The 14,353-nt window shown below is 49.1% G+C and carries 14 protein-coding genes and 1 pseudogene; 1 reads left to right on the top strand and 14 read right to left on the bottom strand.

The window, feature by feature from the left end:
* Positions 1–9 precede the first annotated feature (9 nt).
* The 3 genes from GON22_RS07475 to GON22_RS07465 form a co-directional block, all read right to left on the bottom strand.
* Positions 10–438: a hypothetical protein gene (locus GON22_RS07475; RefSeq protein ID WP_160395491.1), complete on the bottom strand. Its 429-nt coding sequence runs from the start codon at positions 436–438 to the stop codon at positions 10–12.
* 528 nt (positions 439–966) lie between these two features.
* A complete protein-coding gene (locus GON22_RS07470; RefSeq protein ID WP_160395490.1) occupies positions 967–1,494 on the bottom strand; it encodes an SMI1/KNR4 family protein in 528 nt (175 codons plus the stop codon).
* 361 nt (positions 1,495–1,855) lie between these two features.
* A complete protein-coding gene (locus GON22_RS07465) occupies positions 1,856–2,110 on the bottom strand; it encodes a hypothetical protein (protein ID WP_160395489.1) in 255 nt (84 codons plus the stop codon).
* A 99-nt stretch (positions 2,111–2,209) separates the two neighbouring features.
* Here GON22_RS07465 and GON22_RS07460 point away from each other — a divergent pair, with 99 nt between their 5' ends.
* Positions 2,210–3,634: a hypothetical protein gene (locus tag GON22_RS07460; RefSeq protein ID WP_160395488.1), complete on the top strand. Its 1,425-nt coding sequence runs from the start codon at positions 2,210–2,212 to the stop codon at positions 3,632–3,634.
* A 107-nt stretch (positions 3,635–3,741) separates the two neighbouring features.
* Here GON22_RS07460 and GON22_RS07455 read toward each other — a convergent pair whose 3' ends face one another.
* From GON22_RS07455 to GON22_RS07405, 11 genes and pseudogenes are all read right to left on the bottom strand, one after another.
* Complete coding sequence (locus tag GON22_RS07455) at positions 3,742–4,254, bottom strand: hypothetical protein (protein ID WP_160395487.1); 513 nt, start codon at positions 4,252–4,254, stop codon at positions 3,742–3,744.
* On the bottom strand, positions 4,211–4,807 hold the full coding sequence (locus GON22_RS07450; RefSeq protein ID WP_237179063.1) for a DUF3990 domain-containing protein: 597 nt from the start codon (positions 4,805–4,807) through the stop codon (positions 4,211–4,213). The genes GON22_RS07455 and GON22_RS07450 overlap by 44 nt, the downstream gene beginning before the upstream one ends.
* Positions 4,808–4,973: 166 nt before the next feature.
* A complete protein-coding gene (locus GON22_RS07445) occupies positions 4,974–5,624 on the bottom strand; it encodes a hypothetical protein (RefSeq protein WP_160395485.1) in 651 nt (216 codons plus the stop codon).
* Positions 5,625–5,790: 166 nt separating this feature from the next.
* Positions 5,791–6,576, bottom strand: a complete 786-nt coding sequence (gene bacA / locus GON22_RS07440) for an undecaprenyl-diphosphate phosphatase (protein ID WP_160395484.1) — start codon at positions 6,574–6,576, stop codon at positions 5,791–5,793.
* 217 nt (positions 6,577–6,793) lie between these two features.
* Positions 6,794–8,095 (bottom strand): hemolysin family protein, encoded by a 1,302-nt coding sequence (locus tag GON22_RS07435; RefSeq protein WP_160395483.1) that lies wholly within the window; start codon positions 8,093–8,095, stop codon positions 6,794–6,796.
* An 85-nt stretch (positions 8,096–8,180) separates the two neighbouring features.
* Positions 8,181–8,540 (bottom strand): Lin0512 family protein, encoded by a 360-nt coding sequence (locus GON22_RS07430; RefSeq protein WP_160395482.1) that lies wholly within the window; start codon positions 8,538–8,540, stop codon positions 8,181–8,183.
* Between the two features lie 59 nt (positions 8,541–8,599).
* Positions 8,600–9,201 (bottom strand): annotated as a pseudogene (locus GON22_RS07425) (nitric oxide synthase oxygenase).
* Between the two features lie 18 nt (positions 9,202–9,219).
* Complete coding sequence (locus tag GON22_RS07420; RefSeq protein ID WP_160395481.1) at positions 9,220–10,092, bottom strand: EcsC family protein; 873 nt, start codon at positions 10,090–10,092, stop codon at positions 9,220–9,222.
* 147 nt (positions 10,093–10,239) lie between these two features.
* On the bottom strand, positions 10,240–12,324 hold the full coding sequence (locus tag GON22_RS07415) for a HelD family protein (protein WP_160395480.1): 2,085 nt from the start codon (positions 12,322–12,324) through the stop codon (positions 10,240–10,242).
* A gap of 459 nt (positions 12,325–12,783) precedes the next feature.
* Complete coding sequence (locus tag GON22_RS07410; RefSeq protein WP_160395479.1) at positions 12,784–13,074, bottom strand: DUF1294 domain-containing protein; 291 nt, start codon at positions 13,072–13,074, stop codon at positions 12,784–12,786.
* A gap of 87 nt (positions 13,075–13,161) precedes the next feature.
* The coding region (locus tag GON22_RS07405) for an ATP-dependent helicase C-terminal domain-containing protein (protein WP_272898776.1) at positions 13,162–14,353 on the bottom strand (1,192 nt) is incomplete at its 5' end.

The following is a 14,353-nucleotide window of genomic DNA, read 5'->3' as shown; positions in this document are numbered from 1 at the left end:
TAATCATAATCAGAACCAATCCTCTTCTCTATCGATGTACCATTTTCCATCAACCTTGACAACGGAAACCGTCTCGTTTAATTCTTCAGCTGTATTTATGGGCTCCCCCCATTCCATAGTTGCGTGATAGGTCACTTTCCCTTTATCCCCATCAAGCTCCACGTTGAGAATCTTAATATTATATTGAGAGTCCTTGTACACTCCTCCAACAAACTGCTTTAACATTGGTTCTGAGCGCTTCTCGGGAACTATACACGCGATCACTTGCTCTGTGTCAGCATACAGTTTTGCTTTTGAATACCTTTCCACAATACTAATCGGATTCACGTCATTCAGTTTTCCTACTTTTTCTCGAAGAAAAATGTAGTAAGTTGCTATTATAAGAGTAAGCACAGCAACGATTGCAATTGCCATTCGTATCGATAAAAATTGCATCATTTGCGACCTCGCTTCAATTCTAAGATTTATCAACTTAACTAGTCATTCATATAAATATAGCATCTGCTCTGTTATCTACACTTCAATCCGTTCTCCCGAGAGAATAAATAAATGCTCAAGAGCGGCTTTCAAACAATTCGTCTCAGTATCAGATATTGAGGCATTTGAATACACGCTCCCCCAACAACCTTCCTCATTCAACATCTCACGGATCTCATTGTCATGTTCGATCCATTTATAAAAGACAGGTTGAAACCATCCATCCTTAGCACGTTGTATGATCTGCACTTTGAATTGGCCATCTGTAGTTCTCATTACTTTAATGACAGTTCATTTCTCTGTAACTCGTAATTTACTTCTTTTTTCTTATTAGTTTGAACGTTATTACGCCAGCAACAATCAGTAAACCAACAATGATAGGGAACCAAGGGTTCCCTACTACAAAATAACTATCGTGATATTGAAAGTCTTCACTTAGTGGATACATATCATCATCCTCGACTCTTCTTCGCATGAATGAATAGCATTTTATTCGTAATCTTCTTTCAAACAAAATTCAATAAAATCAAATAAACTCTTTGCTTCAACCGTACGATTGCCCCAATCATGCCAAAAATAAAGCACTTGCCCGACAGCTCCATCTTCTGATGGATCAGTATCCAGACAAAGATAATCCCCGCCACCGTTTGCCGCTATTGGAATCCACTTGGCATTCCAAAGCAAAGGCTTAATTCCAATGCCAAAATCCGCCTCAAAATCATCATCTAGATCAAATTCTTCCTGCAGAAAAGTCCAGTTTTCTATGATTTCTGAAATTGAGGAAAGCGTTAAATTTCTTATAAAACAATTCGTTCCGATATTCCAAATTTGTCCATTATACACCCTGTAAAAGCTTTTCAACTCTTCAGGAAGTGTGATATGAAGAATACTCTCGAGTAACTGGAAATCGTCATCTTTTGCACCTGGCTGTAGATTTAATGTTTCTATGAAGTTTTCGTTTTGGTTGGAGCCTCTTGCGATTATTTGCTTCCATAACTGCTCAGCTTGTTTGATCATGCCTATGTCCTCCGGCCATTTAAGCTCAGTGCACAGATCGAACCGAACACCCAAACGAAAGCTATCAAATAAATGACTTTAAATTTCACTTCTTCATGTATTATCATAGTGGCTGCAATAAGCATAATTCCAGCTGCTATCTGAATAAGAAGCATTAATCTTCGTAATAGAATCGGGGCAACAAAACAGATGATACATGCTAAGAAAATAAATGGTTCTATTGCCACTAGCTCGTCACTCCTCTTTATATAGTTTCCTTTTCGTGGGCTGATCATCATCGGCATAATAAACTTCACAAACCGCGAAAGAGGTAAACTTTTCGTTCCCTCCAGTCGGTGACAATGCCATTCAGCACAAGTTGCTATAATGCTTGGACAGTGGGCAATTTCCAAGATTGCAAGATTTTGAAAACCATATCTTGATCGCTATCATCGATATTCACAGAAAGCAGTTCGTATGTCGCATCATAGCCAAGAAATCTAGCAGCACTGGCGGCATAGTGATGAAGATCATAATGTCTATCTGCTCGCCTTTCTCCGTTATCGCATAAATAATACCATGAAATAATTAATTTCGCTTTAATTACTCCACGATCTTGCCCTTCTACCCGCTCCATGCTCACTTTCTTGTCAAAATTCACTTGGCCAAGGTACGAACGCCCAGTTCGAGCACTGCATACGATACAGCACCGTAACAACACGGGAGGGCTAAAAGGATGGTTATGGAGTTAAGCGCGCTTCACTGGGTTTACTTGGCGTTCATCGTCGGCATCATTGGCTTTATGCTGATGCACCGGGACACGACACTCGTCTGTATTGTTGGCGTATTTGCCATCGGTCTTCTTGCGACCGAAAGTTTAAGCGGTTCCATTAGCGGCATATTTAACAGTTTCATCTATGCGATCAAAGAGTTGCTAGGGACGATCCTCATTATTTCAATTATCGTCGCGATGAGCCGTGTGCTCATAGAGACAGGCATTAACGAACGAATGATCGCTCCCTTTACCCGGTTTCTCCGTTCACCAGCGCTGGCCTATTGGGGCATTGGCCTCATTATGCTCGTTACATCATGGTTTTTCTGGCCGTCGCCAGCCGTTGCATTAATCGGTGCCGTGCTGCTTCCGGTCGCTGTTCGGGTCGGTTTGCCCGCATTAGGTGCCGCAATGGCAATGAACTTGTTCGGGCATGGAATCGCACTTTCGGGCGATTATATTATACAAGGCGCCCCGAAGCTGACGGCAGATGCAGCTGGCATCCCCGTATCCGACGTCATGGAAGCGAGCATCCCCCTCGTTATTATTATGGGTCTAGTGACGACAATCGCCGCGTTCTGGTTTATGCGACGGGATATGCGGAACGGCAAATGGAGAGATGGCCTAGTTGCAACAACGTCCGGCAACGGTACATCAGCGCTCCAATCTGAACCATCTGCCAGCAGCGGAGCTTCCGTTCACATGTCAGCTGCTGCTCAACGCGTCTTTGCTATTCTTATTCCCCTGCTCTTCGCTGCTGACGTGGTTGCCATGTTCATGCTGGATTTGCAAGGGGGCGACGCGACTGCGCTCGTAGGCGGGACGGCAATCCTTATTCTCATCCTTGTGTCTTTGTTCGCTCATCGTAACGCAGGGCTTGAGAAAACGACCAGCTATCTCATCGACGGCTTCGTATTCGGCTTTAAGGTATTCGGTCCCGTCATCCCGATTGCTGCGTTTTTCTACCTAGGGGATTCTGGCTTCACAGCCGTATTCGGCGACCTGCTGCCGCAGGGCTCACAAGGCATCGTGAACGATCTTGGCCTTGCGCTTGCGAATCAGGCTCCGATGAATGGAGCCGTTGCCTCTGCAACATTGACCTCCGTAGGCGCTATCACTGGGCTCGACGGTTCGGGCTTCTCCGGAATTTCGCTCGCTGGCTCCATTGCTCACCTCTTCGGCACAGCGCTTGGCCATGGTATCGCGACACTCACATCACTTGGCCAGATCGCAGCGATTTGGGTCGGCGGCGGAACGCTCGTACCTTGGGCACTTATCCCTGCCGCCGCGATATGCGGCGTCAGCCCATTCGAGCTTGCACGGCGCAATCTGAAGCCCGTGCTGATCGGATTAGTTGTGACGACGATTGTCGCAATGTTCCTGCTTTAATTAGAAGCTGCGATAGGAAATAGAAAGGCATGTTAGGAGGAGCTGTACTCCTCTAACATGCCTTTTTTGCACTATAAACGATACTTCATTCGAAATAGAATTCACGTTCAATTCAGTTTCTGTTTTCTTTTCCGCCATTCCATTAACGACATAGGTTCTTCAATGATAAGGTCATCGATCAAGATCTCTTTAAGGTCTGGCGTAATAAATAGAGTCCCCCATCGTAAGGTGTGGGTCTCCTGGCTCTCGCCTACATAAATTCTAAAATAATTTTTATTGTTAATCGTTGCATTGCCCTCGTACCTAAACATTAACCTTGAACCTGCTTTGTCTAGGTCAGCTTTAAACGAATGAATTTCATCTACTTCTCTCATAAGGCTATCAATAATGTTATCCATCCAGTTGAATCCGCTTGTGCCTTTTCGATATGCATGATCGAACATTTCAGCAAATGCGTTTGCAGATTCATGGCCATCCTTTAATGCAGCAAGAATATTTGAATACTCATTGAGAATATGAATGGCTTGGTCTTCTGAGTGTAGATACGAGCTTTTTAATATTTGAACAATATGCTTTTCAAAGTAGCTTAAGTTCTGAAAGGTGCGGATCGTCGATTCCATAGTATATCCACTCTCCTCCCTCTAAGATATGACAACCTGTTACCTTTAATGTACCATCTAACGCCTCATTACAAAAGGCATATTGGTTGCCTAATCCGTCCATAGTCATTTTATTTCCTTCTTCAGATATTTGAATACCTTCGAAGAACTGTTCAAATTCAAATCCAGACTCGTATAAGTAACGGGAAACTAAATCTCCCGTATCGTTGTCAGCCATATAACCTACAACAATATCAGGGTGCTCGTTACAAGGATCCGCTTTATTAGCATCGGATTGTAATCTGTGATCGAGTATGAACCTAGCCCACTCCCTAGAAGCATCTGAGAACAACAATACGGCAGCTTCGTTGAGGGCGCCTGTATCCCAAGCAATGTTAAGAATACAGGGAACGTAATCATGCGCCGATACGCCTTCTTCACTCGCTCGCTTACGCGATGATTTAATGGCCCATGGCTTAGGCTGCTCGATTAAGTGCGTCGTATAGAAACCTAAACCAAAATCGCGGCCATGCTTCCAGTATTTTTTATCAAGCAGTTTAGTTGTAAAATGCATTAATTCCGTACTTCCTCTTCTAATGCTAGTCCCGTGATACAATGTCCTTGGAAGTATAACTTGTGCAGATACAGACATCGTTTTATTCCTTCCTTAACGCTATTAATCGCTTTATGCACCACTACTATATCAGATATATGACATTATGGGGGATAATGTAATTCGATTAGAACCGGCGGCGCCGATAATGCCATACCGCAAAAGCACCTGACAAAACAACAATCACAACAGCAATCACAACAGCAATCACCCATAACCCGCTTGGTTCAAAATATCGTGCTGGTTCATTCGCCCCTTCATCGGCGGTAACATGATCCACTTTCATATTTGTTGGCGAAGCGATCGGCACAACTGGCTTCTGTAGCACATTAAGCTCTTTCAAATCAATGCCCGCCTCGGCCAACAGCTTCGTGCCACTGCACAGCCCTACTTCAAGATTTGATCCATCTCCATATGCGTAGACGAGATAGGCTTGCGCTTCTTTGAATGGATAACCGCAGCTTTCATCGGAACGAACCGTCTTCACTACCGTTTTCTCGCTGATCTTCTCACCCTTCCACACTTGTTGCACCTTGAACGTCACATCAACTGGATCAATCGAAGACTGAACTTTCATGCTATTATTATGAATCTTGATATCCGTCACTTCGCCTGTGAATATAGCTGTCTTCTTAGCAAATTCGGACGCTACAGAAGGTGACACAGCGCATGAGCAAGCATAAGCATGGCTCGGCAATAACATCGGCGCTAACAGCATCGTAAGCCCCAAAACGAACAAAATAGCGATTCCATTCCACCGCAACATTGATTTTGGCATTTTGCACCCTACTTTCAACCATCGTTTTCGTTTTTCATGTCAATTTAATACCTAACCTACTAACGTGAATGCGCCAGAAAAAGTTGCCGTACATCCACGCAACAAAAAACACCTCTTCACGCAAAGCATGAAGAGGTGTTCCGCATGTGCGGAGTGCTTCTGTAACCTACAACACAACCCAGAATACAACCGCAGCTAAAACAAAACGATAATACGCGAACCAAGTTAAGCTGATCCGCTTAAGCAGGTTCAAGAAGGTGACAATGGCAATCATCGCAACGACGAAGGATGCAAGCAGGCCTGTCAGGAACAGTCCCGTGTCGTTCCATTCAAGAAACTCACGGCTTTTGATCAGATCGACGCCACTGGCACCGAGCATGATCGGCACGGACATCAAGAACGTAAACTCTGCTGCCGCTTCTTTCTTAACGCCGAAGAACATGCCGCCAGCCATCGTCGAGCCAGAGCGTGAGAAGCCTGGCCATAACGAAAGAATTTGGAAGCAGCCAATCCCTAATGCTTGTCGATATGTAATATCGTCCAAAGTCTCGGCAGAAGGCTTTCTGCGAATTTTCTCTGCTGCGATAAGCAATAAACCACCCACGATAAGGCTGACAACAACCGTCTTTGGACCAAATAAGTAATCCTTGATAAAACCATGCAACACTAATCCAAGTACGCTTGCTGGGAACATGCCGATAATAATATGTAAGATATTGAGTCCCGGCTTCTTCAAGTTAAACGAGAGCAAATTCATAAATCGCTTCCAGTATAGCACCAATACAGCCAATACTGCTCCAAGCTGAACGACGACCTCAAACGTCTTTGCACGATCACCCGTGAAGTTGAGCAGCTCTCCTGTCACGATCATATGTCCCGTCGAGGAAATTGGCAAAAACTCGGTTAAGCCTTCCACGATGCCCATTATGACCGCTTTTACTAAATCATCCATTCTACATCCTCCTAGCCCGCTCCCGGCTTCAAGGAAGCGGCAGCCCATATAATATTTCATTTCAAGCTTCAATGAATAGCACTCAACCATTTTACACCGAAGTGGACAATTCTGTCTTGTAGAAGTCCCTTATTCCTAACGATTCACCGCATAAAAAAGCTCTGCAACACGCAAATCAATTTGCATGGCAGAGCTTTAAAGCCAGAACTATGTCCACTTAGCTTACTGGCAAGGGCATTTCTTGCTTCATAATTTCGATCTTGCGAATCCGATTGTTTTCCTGCTCTAGCACGGTGAACGTATAGGCTTCAAACGCAATGCGGTCGCCAACGACAATCTCTGGATTGTTCGACCACATCCAGCCCCCAATTGTATCAACATCTTCGCTAGATAAGTCTGTGCCGAGCATTTTGTTAATCGTACGAATGAGCACTTTGCCATCTACGATATAACGGTTCGATTGCAGCGTCTGAATTTCCTTCTGCTCATCCATATCGAATTCGTCGCGAATCTCGCCGACGATTTCCTCCAAAATATCCTCGATCGTAATAATGCCCGACGTACCGCCGTATTCATCCAACAACGCCGCGAGATGAACGCCCTCGGTCTGCATCTTGCGGAGCAAAATTTTGATCGGCATCGCCTCCGGCACAGTCATGATCGGATGCAGCAGCTTTTTAAACTCATATTTTGGATTATCAGCGTAAGCGAGGAAAAACTGCTTCGTATTCATGAATCCAATTAGATTGTCTTTACTGCCGAGCGCAACCGGAAAGCGCGTATACTGCTCCCGCTTGATGATCTCCAAATTCTCCTCGCGTGACTTGTCCGCATAAAGGCAAATCATATCCGTGCGCGGAACCATAATCTCGCGTGCTAGCAGATCATCGAACCGGAATATCCGATTCACATAACCGTATTCGGTTTTATTAATCTTGCCGCTTTCATAGCTTTCAGAGATGATGTGCCGAATTTCTTCTTCCGAATGCGCTTCTTCATGCTCGGAAACGTTCCGGAAGCCGAATAACTGAATCAGCATCCGAGCCGAGCCATTCAGCACCCAAATAAAGGGATACATCGCTTTGTGAAATCCAATAAGAATCGGCGACGTGAGTTGGCTAATGCGTTCCGCTTGCTGAATGGCAATCGACTTCGGCGCAAGCTCGCCCAGCACCACATGCAAATAGGTAACAGCAACGAAGGCGATGATGAACGATAACGTCGTGCTGACGGCATCTGATAGATGAATAGCATGGAACAGCGGGTGAAGCAGCTGCTCAACGGTCGGTTCACCTAACCAACCAAGCCCGAGCGCGGTAATCGTAATGCCTAACTGGCATGCAGACAAATAATCATCGAGATGTGTTGTGACCTTTCGAACCGCAAGCGCGTTTTTGTAGCCTTCAGCTACCATCTGCTCTACGCGGCTGGACCGCAGCTTCACGAGTGCGAACTCGGCAGCGACGAAAAAGGCCGTTAGTATAATCAACAACGCGACGATCGACAATTTTAAAACCATCGTATTTCAATCTCTCCCTCATCCATATAGAACCAGTATACCTTTGATCGTACGACCGATTCAAATGCGGCACCCAAGACGTGATTTAATAGCCAACTTCAACGGCAGCATTTACGATATAAATGAGATCGTTCACATCCTGCTTATCCGGCAAAATAACACCGCTCGTCGTTAGCATTCCGCCGTCAATGACCTCTACAGTCACTTCGCCATAGGGCAGAACAGCCTTCACGCGTTCAATATCCAGCTTGTCGCGGTCGCAAGGGATAGCTAGCCTAACGTTCACTTTCATCTGGTCCAAGCTTCCTCCAGGCAGCACGGAGCGCAGTCCCGGCATCGAATTGTGATGGATGGCGTTTTGCACTGCACGGATCGCCGCTTTCGTCACATCTTGGCCATGCAAGTCGGCACCCATGCCGATTTCAATAAAAAATAGCTTCTCCATTCCCAAACAACTCCTCTATGTAATGACGATTCATCCGACCCTGCTTGCAAAGGCTGCAACTAATATGGCGCCTGTTGATAACTAAAGGAAGGGCTTTTCTCGGTTCGGTCAAAGCCGCGATGCCAGATCGGCGTCGTCGAAGGCGACATTGGCGGAATTAGCCATGACCAACGTCCTGTTATGCTCCTTCCAGCTTCGCTCTCCTGCTTCTCGAATATACCGAACTGCTCTGCTGCGGTATGATGGTCTACAATACTAACGCCAGCTTTCTTGTAGGAATGACCAGCATAACGCACGAGCTGATGGTTCCATATCCGCAGCGACAGCTCCTTCTTGTCCGCTTGCTGCTGAGGAAAAACAGTAATGGCTGGACGAATTCTGCCTTCATTCGTTGCGAAGCGCAGATGTTCCATCACAGCCTCCGCCATCTCGTCTTCCGTGACCGATTGGCGAGCATCAACACGGTTAAGGATTGCCAGAATAGCCGCCCGATACAACGGTTGCTATTGCGCCATGCCATCTTGGCGCCATGGGCCAGCTCATAAGCGGTGTGCGTGTACGTCCCAGCCGTTTCAATTTCATCACGTACACGCGCGATTCTTCGCGCAATATCCTGCTCGCTCAACCCCAGCTCTTCACTGCATGCCTGAAGGAAGGATATCGCTTGTTCCGTGAGGAGCTACTTCTCTGCTGCTCCTCCGTTTAATTTCATCAAAATTCTTCTCTTACGATACATCATTCGGGCGGCCTCTGCCACATCCTGCATCATGCCCCGATTCATAAACGCCCCGAACACCATCCCTGCAATCGGAATCATCTGAAACAGCTTTTTCCACCCATAATTGTCGCGAAATGCAGCCGTCACCTCTCGCCAGCCTTGCAGTTCGCTCGCCAGCTGCCGTTCACTTTCAGCAGATTGCCCTCCTGCCAATTGTTCGAGGATCGCCTGCTTGCCGATAATATCCGATGATGTAAATTGCAACACTTTCACTGCAAATACGCGCTCTGCTTTATCTTTAGGATCAAACCCATAACAAATCGCGATCTCCTGAATGATTTTGAGCGAAAGCCCCAGCACTGCCGGTATGTCAATCGATAAGGTGATCCATCCGCCAATCCCTGTCGTCGCGCCTTGCCAAGTTGCCATATTCGCCCGGCTACCGCTAAGTTCATTAGCTGTTCGATCCATGATGGCAAGCGGCAGCGATTGTACGTCTGCCACCTCCTTTAATTCGAGGGGAACCGCGTCATGCGGCTCGGCATGCACCCGTTGGCCGGTCTCATTTTGCTTGCTGGCATCCGTTAACTTACGCAATATGGCCGCTTCGGAAATCAAATACGATCCGCCGGTTTGAAAATAGTTGCCCAATTCATCTAGCGCCTGTCCAATTTTGCGCTGAATAATCTTTGGTGTAAATCGGTCCAGCAGCTTGAACGGGAGCCTCCCGATTTTGTCAAACCACGATAAATCCCGCTGTTCTTGTTCCCATCGCTCGATCTCTTGCAGTGCTGTCAGCAGGTGCTCACGCTGATCCGAATGTTGACTATTCATCGGTTTATTCACTCCTCAATTCGTTCCCTGTACGCAATCGGCATGTGTACCTATACGTAAGGAAGATGCCCGGCGCTTCATAAAAAAGCGTGCAGGGCAGACTTTCCGTCCGCGCCTGCACGTTATTTGAGTTGATTGCAAGAATGATTAAGCTGGCTCGTTAATAAGTGGCGTCAACGGGCCACGGTGGAGCAGCTCCAGTTTATGCAGCGCCCTTGTGCATCCGACATAAAGCAGTTTGGCGTCACCGTCGCGGTATGCTTGCGCGCTCGCATCGGCGATGAGAACGGCGTCAAACTCCAGGCCTTTGGACAAGTACACCGGGACGACGGTTAATCCACCCTTATAAGCGGGCTGTTTGCTTTGTACGAGCGATGCTTCCATGCCTGCGGCCGTTAGTATGGCATGAATTGTTTCGCATTCCATTGCAGTACGCCCAACGACTGCAATCGTCTGATAAACGCCCTGCTGAACTAACGCGGATACCGCTGCAGCCAACTCGGATTCCCATTTGGCAGCATCGCAAGCAGTAACGACGACGGGTTCACCGCTACGGAATACAGGCGTAGCTGGTTTTACGCCACCCTCCATGCCAGCTAACACGCGGTTCGCAAACTCGATAATTTCCATCGTAGACCGGTAGCTGCGATCAAGCTCATAGTATCCAACACTTGCGGGATCAAACAAATCCATCTGTTCGCTCCACCGCCGAATGCCGGCATAATCATGAATCCCTTGCTGCAAATCGCCGAGAACCGTAAAGGACGGAATGCGCTGGCATAATCGGAGCGCCTCCAGCTGCATCGGGGAATAGTCCTGTGCTTCGTCGATTACGATATGGTCAAATAACGGCATGCCTAGCCCATACATCCGAATATGCAAGTATACGAGCGGCGCCAAGTCCTCCGGGTCAACGACACCAAGCTTTAACTGCTGCAGCGTTCGCTTCGCGATTGCTTTGGGCACATCGGGATGGGCTTGTTTTCCGTCGAATAAGGAGCGATACAGCTTAGGCGCGGAATACGAGGGCATTTTCTTAATGTAAGCATTTAGCTTCGCATTGGCCTTCGACTTGGCCTGTTTATCCGTCAACCGCCGTTCTTTCCATTCCGATTCCAGCCAACGCTTCACACGGCTTGCAAGCCGCTCCCTGCGTTTCATGAGCGGTTCATCGTCGCCATAATCCGTGTTCAACCATTCGCGGATTTGGTTCGGTGACAACTTCAAACCCGGATGAGGCTCGAATGGCATGTCTGGAATTAAGCTGCGCTCAAGCTCTTCAAGCCGCTCGTCCAACAAGGCTCGGAACGCCGCACGGCCCTTCCAGCGGCCAGGCGCTTCTTCGCGTTCGGCTGCCGTCCGTTCCTGCTCGAACCAATGTTCAAGTGTGTCTGCGCTGCTTACGAGCGCCACTTCGTGTTCGAGCAACGCAAGCGACCAGTCCGCAAACGTCGTTTGGGCGATGTCGCCTACACCAAGCTCTGGCAATACGCCCGATATGTAATCGAGAAACATCGTATTTGGCGCAAAAATAATCATCCGGTTCGCAGCGATCTTTCCTGCGTACCGATAAAGCAAATACGCAAGGCGATGCAGTGCAACCGTCGTTTTCCCGGAACCTGCCACCCCTTGAATGAACAGCGCCCGGTTACGTTCCGCCCGAATGATGTTATCCTGTTCCTCTTGGATCGTCGAGACGATGTCGCGTAGCTTATTATCTTTGGACTCGCCGAGCCGGTACAACAGAAACTCGTCATTCGCGCTCACATTCTCCATGCCCCGAACGTAGCTGTCTACGACGCGGACGAGCTCGCGCTGGCGAACAAGCAGATTGCGCTTCAAATGGATCTCGCCTGTTACTTCACCGTCAGGCGATTCATAGGTGACGGGAGCTTCCCCGCCGCTGAACGAGTAAAATAAGCTCGCCACGGGCGCGCGCCAATCGATGACGAGCGGATCCGCGCTATCATCTCCCCCTACGCCTGCTTTGCCTATATAGAGCGGCTTAGGCGCTGCCTCCGATTCCGACTGGTAGTCAATTCGGCCGAAATAAGGCTCCTTCGCTGCAACTTCCAGCCGTTGCTGGCGCTCCTCGCGCTGGCGGTCAAGCAATTGCTCCGTGTAATCGTCTCCAAAATAGCGCGGTCCAATCCCCCGCAATTGCCTATCGATTTCCTCTAATGAACGGGCAAGCCGTTGTTCTTCTTCCTGTTGCGCGCTTTGAACGGTCATCTGTATACCTCCCCTGAGCCGAGTTTGTTATCCGTTTCCAATGCAATGTTAAACAAAAAGGAATAATAGCATAGCTGAAATCGGTTGTGAAATCAAGGAAATTCATCGTTTCGCATCACCGCGCGCACCTCCCGGCGCGCGGTGCTCGGTCGCACGTCTGGGCATGCCGCATCGGTTTACGCTAACGGACTGTACGGGCGTTATTGCTATGAAATCAGCGATATTCTGCCTGTAACGGACACCAGCGCCGTTATTTTAGCCAACTCAACGATTTCGAGACCGTTTTGGTGAAAATAACGGCTCCTGAGTCCGTTAGAATCTCAAACCCGTTCTTTTTCACCAAATAGCGGCTCTCAGGTCCGTTAGCCGAATAGAGACAGATGCGCGGGACTCTATTTGTTCGCCAGAAGGTTGTCCAGAGCGTGAAGTATCGAAACAGAAATGCCGATATTGCGCCCGTTACTGGGAAAGCGCCGTCCAGAAGCCTGTTCCATAAATCGAGTAAAGTAACGCCACGTGCAGAATAGCCATCGCGGGAAACCCAACGCTGAAAGCGGGATGCTTCGTTTTGTGCCGGAACGTTCGCATCGCCGCCACTCCGCCGAACGCGCCGCCAATAATGCCGAATGTAAGCAAACGCCGCTCTGGAATGCGCCTTCCACGGCGTTTCGCCTGCTTCTTATCATGGCTCATCATGCCCCATAAAATGACATTTATTACGATATAATAAATCGCGATAATGATCGTCATAGCTTCCACTCCTTCAATGTTCTTTCGTTGTATACAAAATAGAATAAGCGCCTCTCTTGCGATTGAGGCGCTTATCGATTCCGTTCATTATGGCCGCGGGCGCACACGGCTTGTTGGAACTGCGGCAAACGGATCCTCCGGCCAGTAATGCTTCGGATACCGCACTTTCAGCTCCTTCTTCACCTCAAAGTATGCGCCTCGCCAGAAGCTCGCCAAGTCCTGTGTCACCTGCACGGGACGCTGTGCCGGAGAGAGCAAGTGAAGCGTGAGCGGCAATCGCCCTTTGGCAATCTTAGGCGTTTCCTGCAAGCCAAACAGCTCTTGCAGCCGAACGGCAAGCACAGGTTGTTCAGGGTTCGTATAGTCAACTGGAATGCGCGATCCGCTAGGCACCGTTATATGCGTAGGCATCAGCTCATCAAGCCGCTGCTTGTCTTGCCAAGTGAGCATCGCTTCCAGCACATGCATCATCGAAAGCTTTTGCAAGCCGTCCCGGCTGCGAATGCCCGATACATGTGGGCCAAGCCAATTCTCAAGTGTTGCAATCAGCGTTTCCTCTGACAAGTCAGGCAAATCAGAATCGAATCGGCGCATCACGCGAATTCGGTCTCTCAGCTGTGCCGCTTGTCGGCTCCATGGCAGCATAGCCGTTCCTTCTAAGGCGATGCCTTCCAACAACGCGGCGGTGATGCGCTCGGGATCCGGCTTCGCGACCGTCTCTTCCTTCAGCAGCAGCGCGCCGAACATAAGCCGCCGCCGCGCGCGAACCGCTTGCGAAGTGCGGTCCCAGACGACGGATACCTCGTCGGTGATCGCTTCACCATGAAAGGCGATCAGCTCTTGCTCGCCGATATCGGCAGCGAGAACGATGCGGCTCTCGCCATCGGCATCTTCAACCTCAGCCGCCGCAATGTACGGCGCAAGAGATAATGGCTGCATCGACGGCAACGATGCGCCCCTGCCGCTTGCGAGCAGAAAGCGGCCGTCGCCGCGCCCTTGGCCTACGCGATCCGGGTACGCGTAGGCCAGCAGCGCCCCTGGCGAGGGCGCGCGCCCCGCCGCCGCGGCGGGGCTGCTTGGGCCGGCGGCGACTGCATCGCCGGCCCCTGTTTGCGCGAGCGCGCGCTGCCATTGGCGCGCTTCCGCGAGCGCTTGCCGGGCGGCGGCTTCGTCGACGCCGCCAGCGGGCGCGTTGCCGCGCCCCAGCGCGCGAAGCGCGCTAAGGCGCAGCGCGATGTCGGCGCTGCGCTCGCCGCGCAGCGGGTCACGGCCGCCGAGC

The sequence above is a fragment of the Paenibacillus sp. MMS18-CY102 genome (assembly GCF_009789195.1).
Lineage (GTDB): Bacteria > Bacillota > Bacilli > Paenibacillales > Paenibacillaceae > Paenibacillus_T.
The sequence above is the reverse complement of the archived record's forward strand: the minus strand, read 5'-3'. Positions and strand labels throughout refer to the sequence as shown.

Bases quoted from the DNA above. Each gene is read 5' to 3' on its own strand.
- GON22_RS07475 (WP_160395491.1), bottom strand. From the start codon at position 438: ATGATGCAATTTTTATCGATACGAATGGCAATTGCAATCGTTGCTGTG.
- GON22_RS07460 (WP_160395488.1), top strand. From the start codon at position 2,210: ATGGTTATGGAGTTAAGCGCGCTTCACTGGGTTTACTTGGCGTTCATC.
- GON22_RS07465 (WP_160395489.1), bottom strand. From the start codon at position 2,110: ATGGAGCGGGTAGAAGGGCAAGATCGTGGAGTAATTAAAGCGAAATTA.
- GON22_RS07415 (WP_160395480.1), bottom strand. From the start codon at position 12,324: ATGACCGTTCAAAGCGCGCAACAGGAAGAAGAACAACGGCTTGCCCGT.
- bacA (WP_160395484.1), bottom strand. From the start codon at position 6,576: ATGGATGATTTAGTAAAAGCGGTCATAATGGGCATCGTGGAAGGCTTA.
- GON22_RS07455 (WP_160395487.1), bottom strand. From the start codon at position 4,254: ATGGAATCGACGATCCGCACCTTTCAGAACTTAAGCTACTTTGAAAAG.
- GON22_RS07445 (WP_160395485.1), bottom strand. From the start codon at position 5,624: ATGCCAAAATCAATGTTGCGGTGGAATGGAATCGCTATTTTGTTCGTT.
- GON22_RS07430 (WP_160395482.1), bottom strand. From the start codon at position 8,540: ATGGAGAAGCTATTTTTTATTGAAATCGGCATGGGTGCCGACTTGCAT.
- GON22_RS07420 (WP_160395481.1), bottom strand. From the start codon at position 10,092: ATGAATAGTCAACATTCGGATCAGCGTGAGCACCTGCTGACAGCACTG.
- GON22_RS07450 (WP_237179063.1), bottom strand. From the start codon at position 4,807: ATGCATTTTACAACTAAACTGCTTGATAAAAAATACTGGAAGCATGGC.
- GON22_RS07410 (WP_160395479.1), bottom strand. From the start codon at position 13,074: ATGACGATCATTATCGCGATTTATTATATCGTAATAAATGTCATTTTA.
- GON22_RS07470 (WP_160395490.1), bottom strand. From the start codon at position 1,494: ATGATCAAACAAGCTGAGCAGTTATGGAAGCAAATAATCGCAAGAGGC.
- GON22_RS07435 (WP_160395483.1), bottom strand. From the start codon at position 8,095: ATGGTTTTAAAATTGTCGATCGTCGCGTTGTTGATTATACTAACGGCC.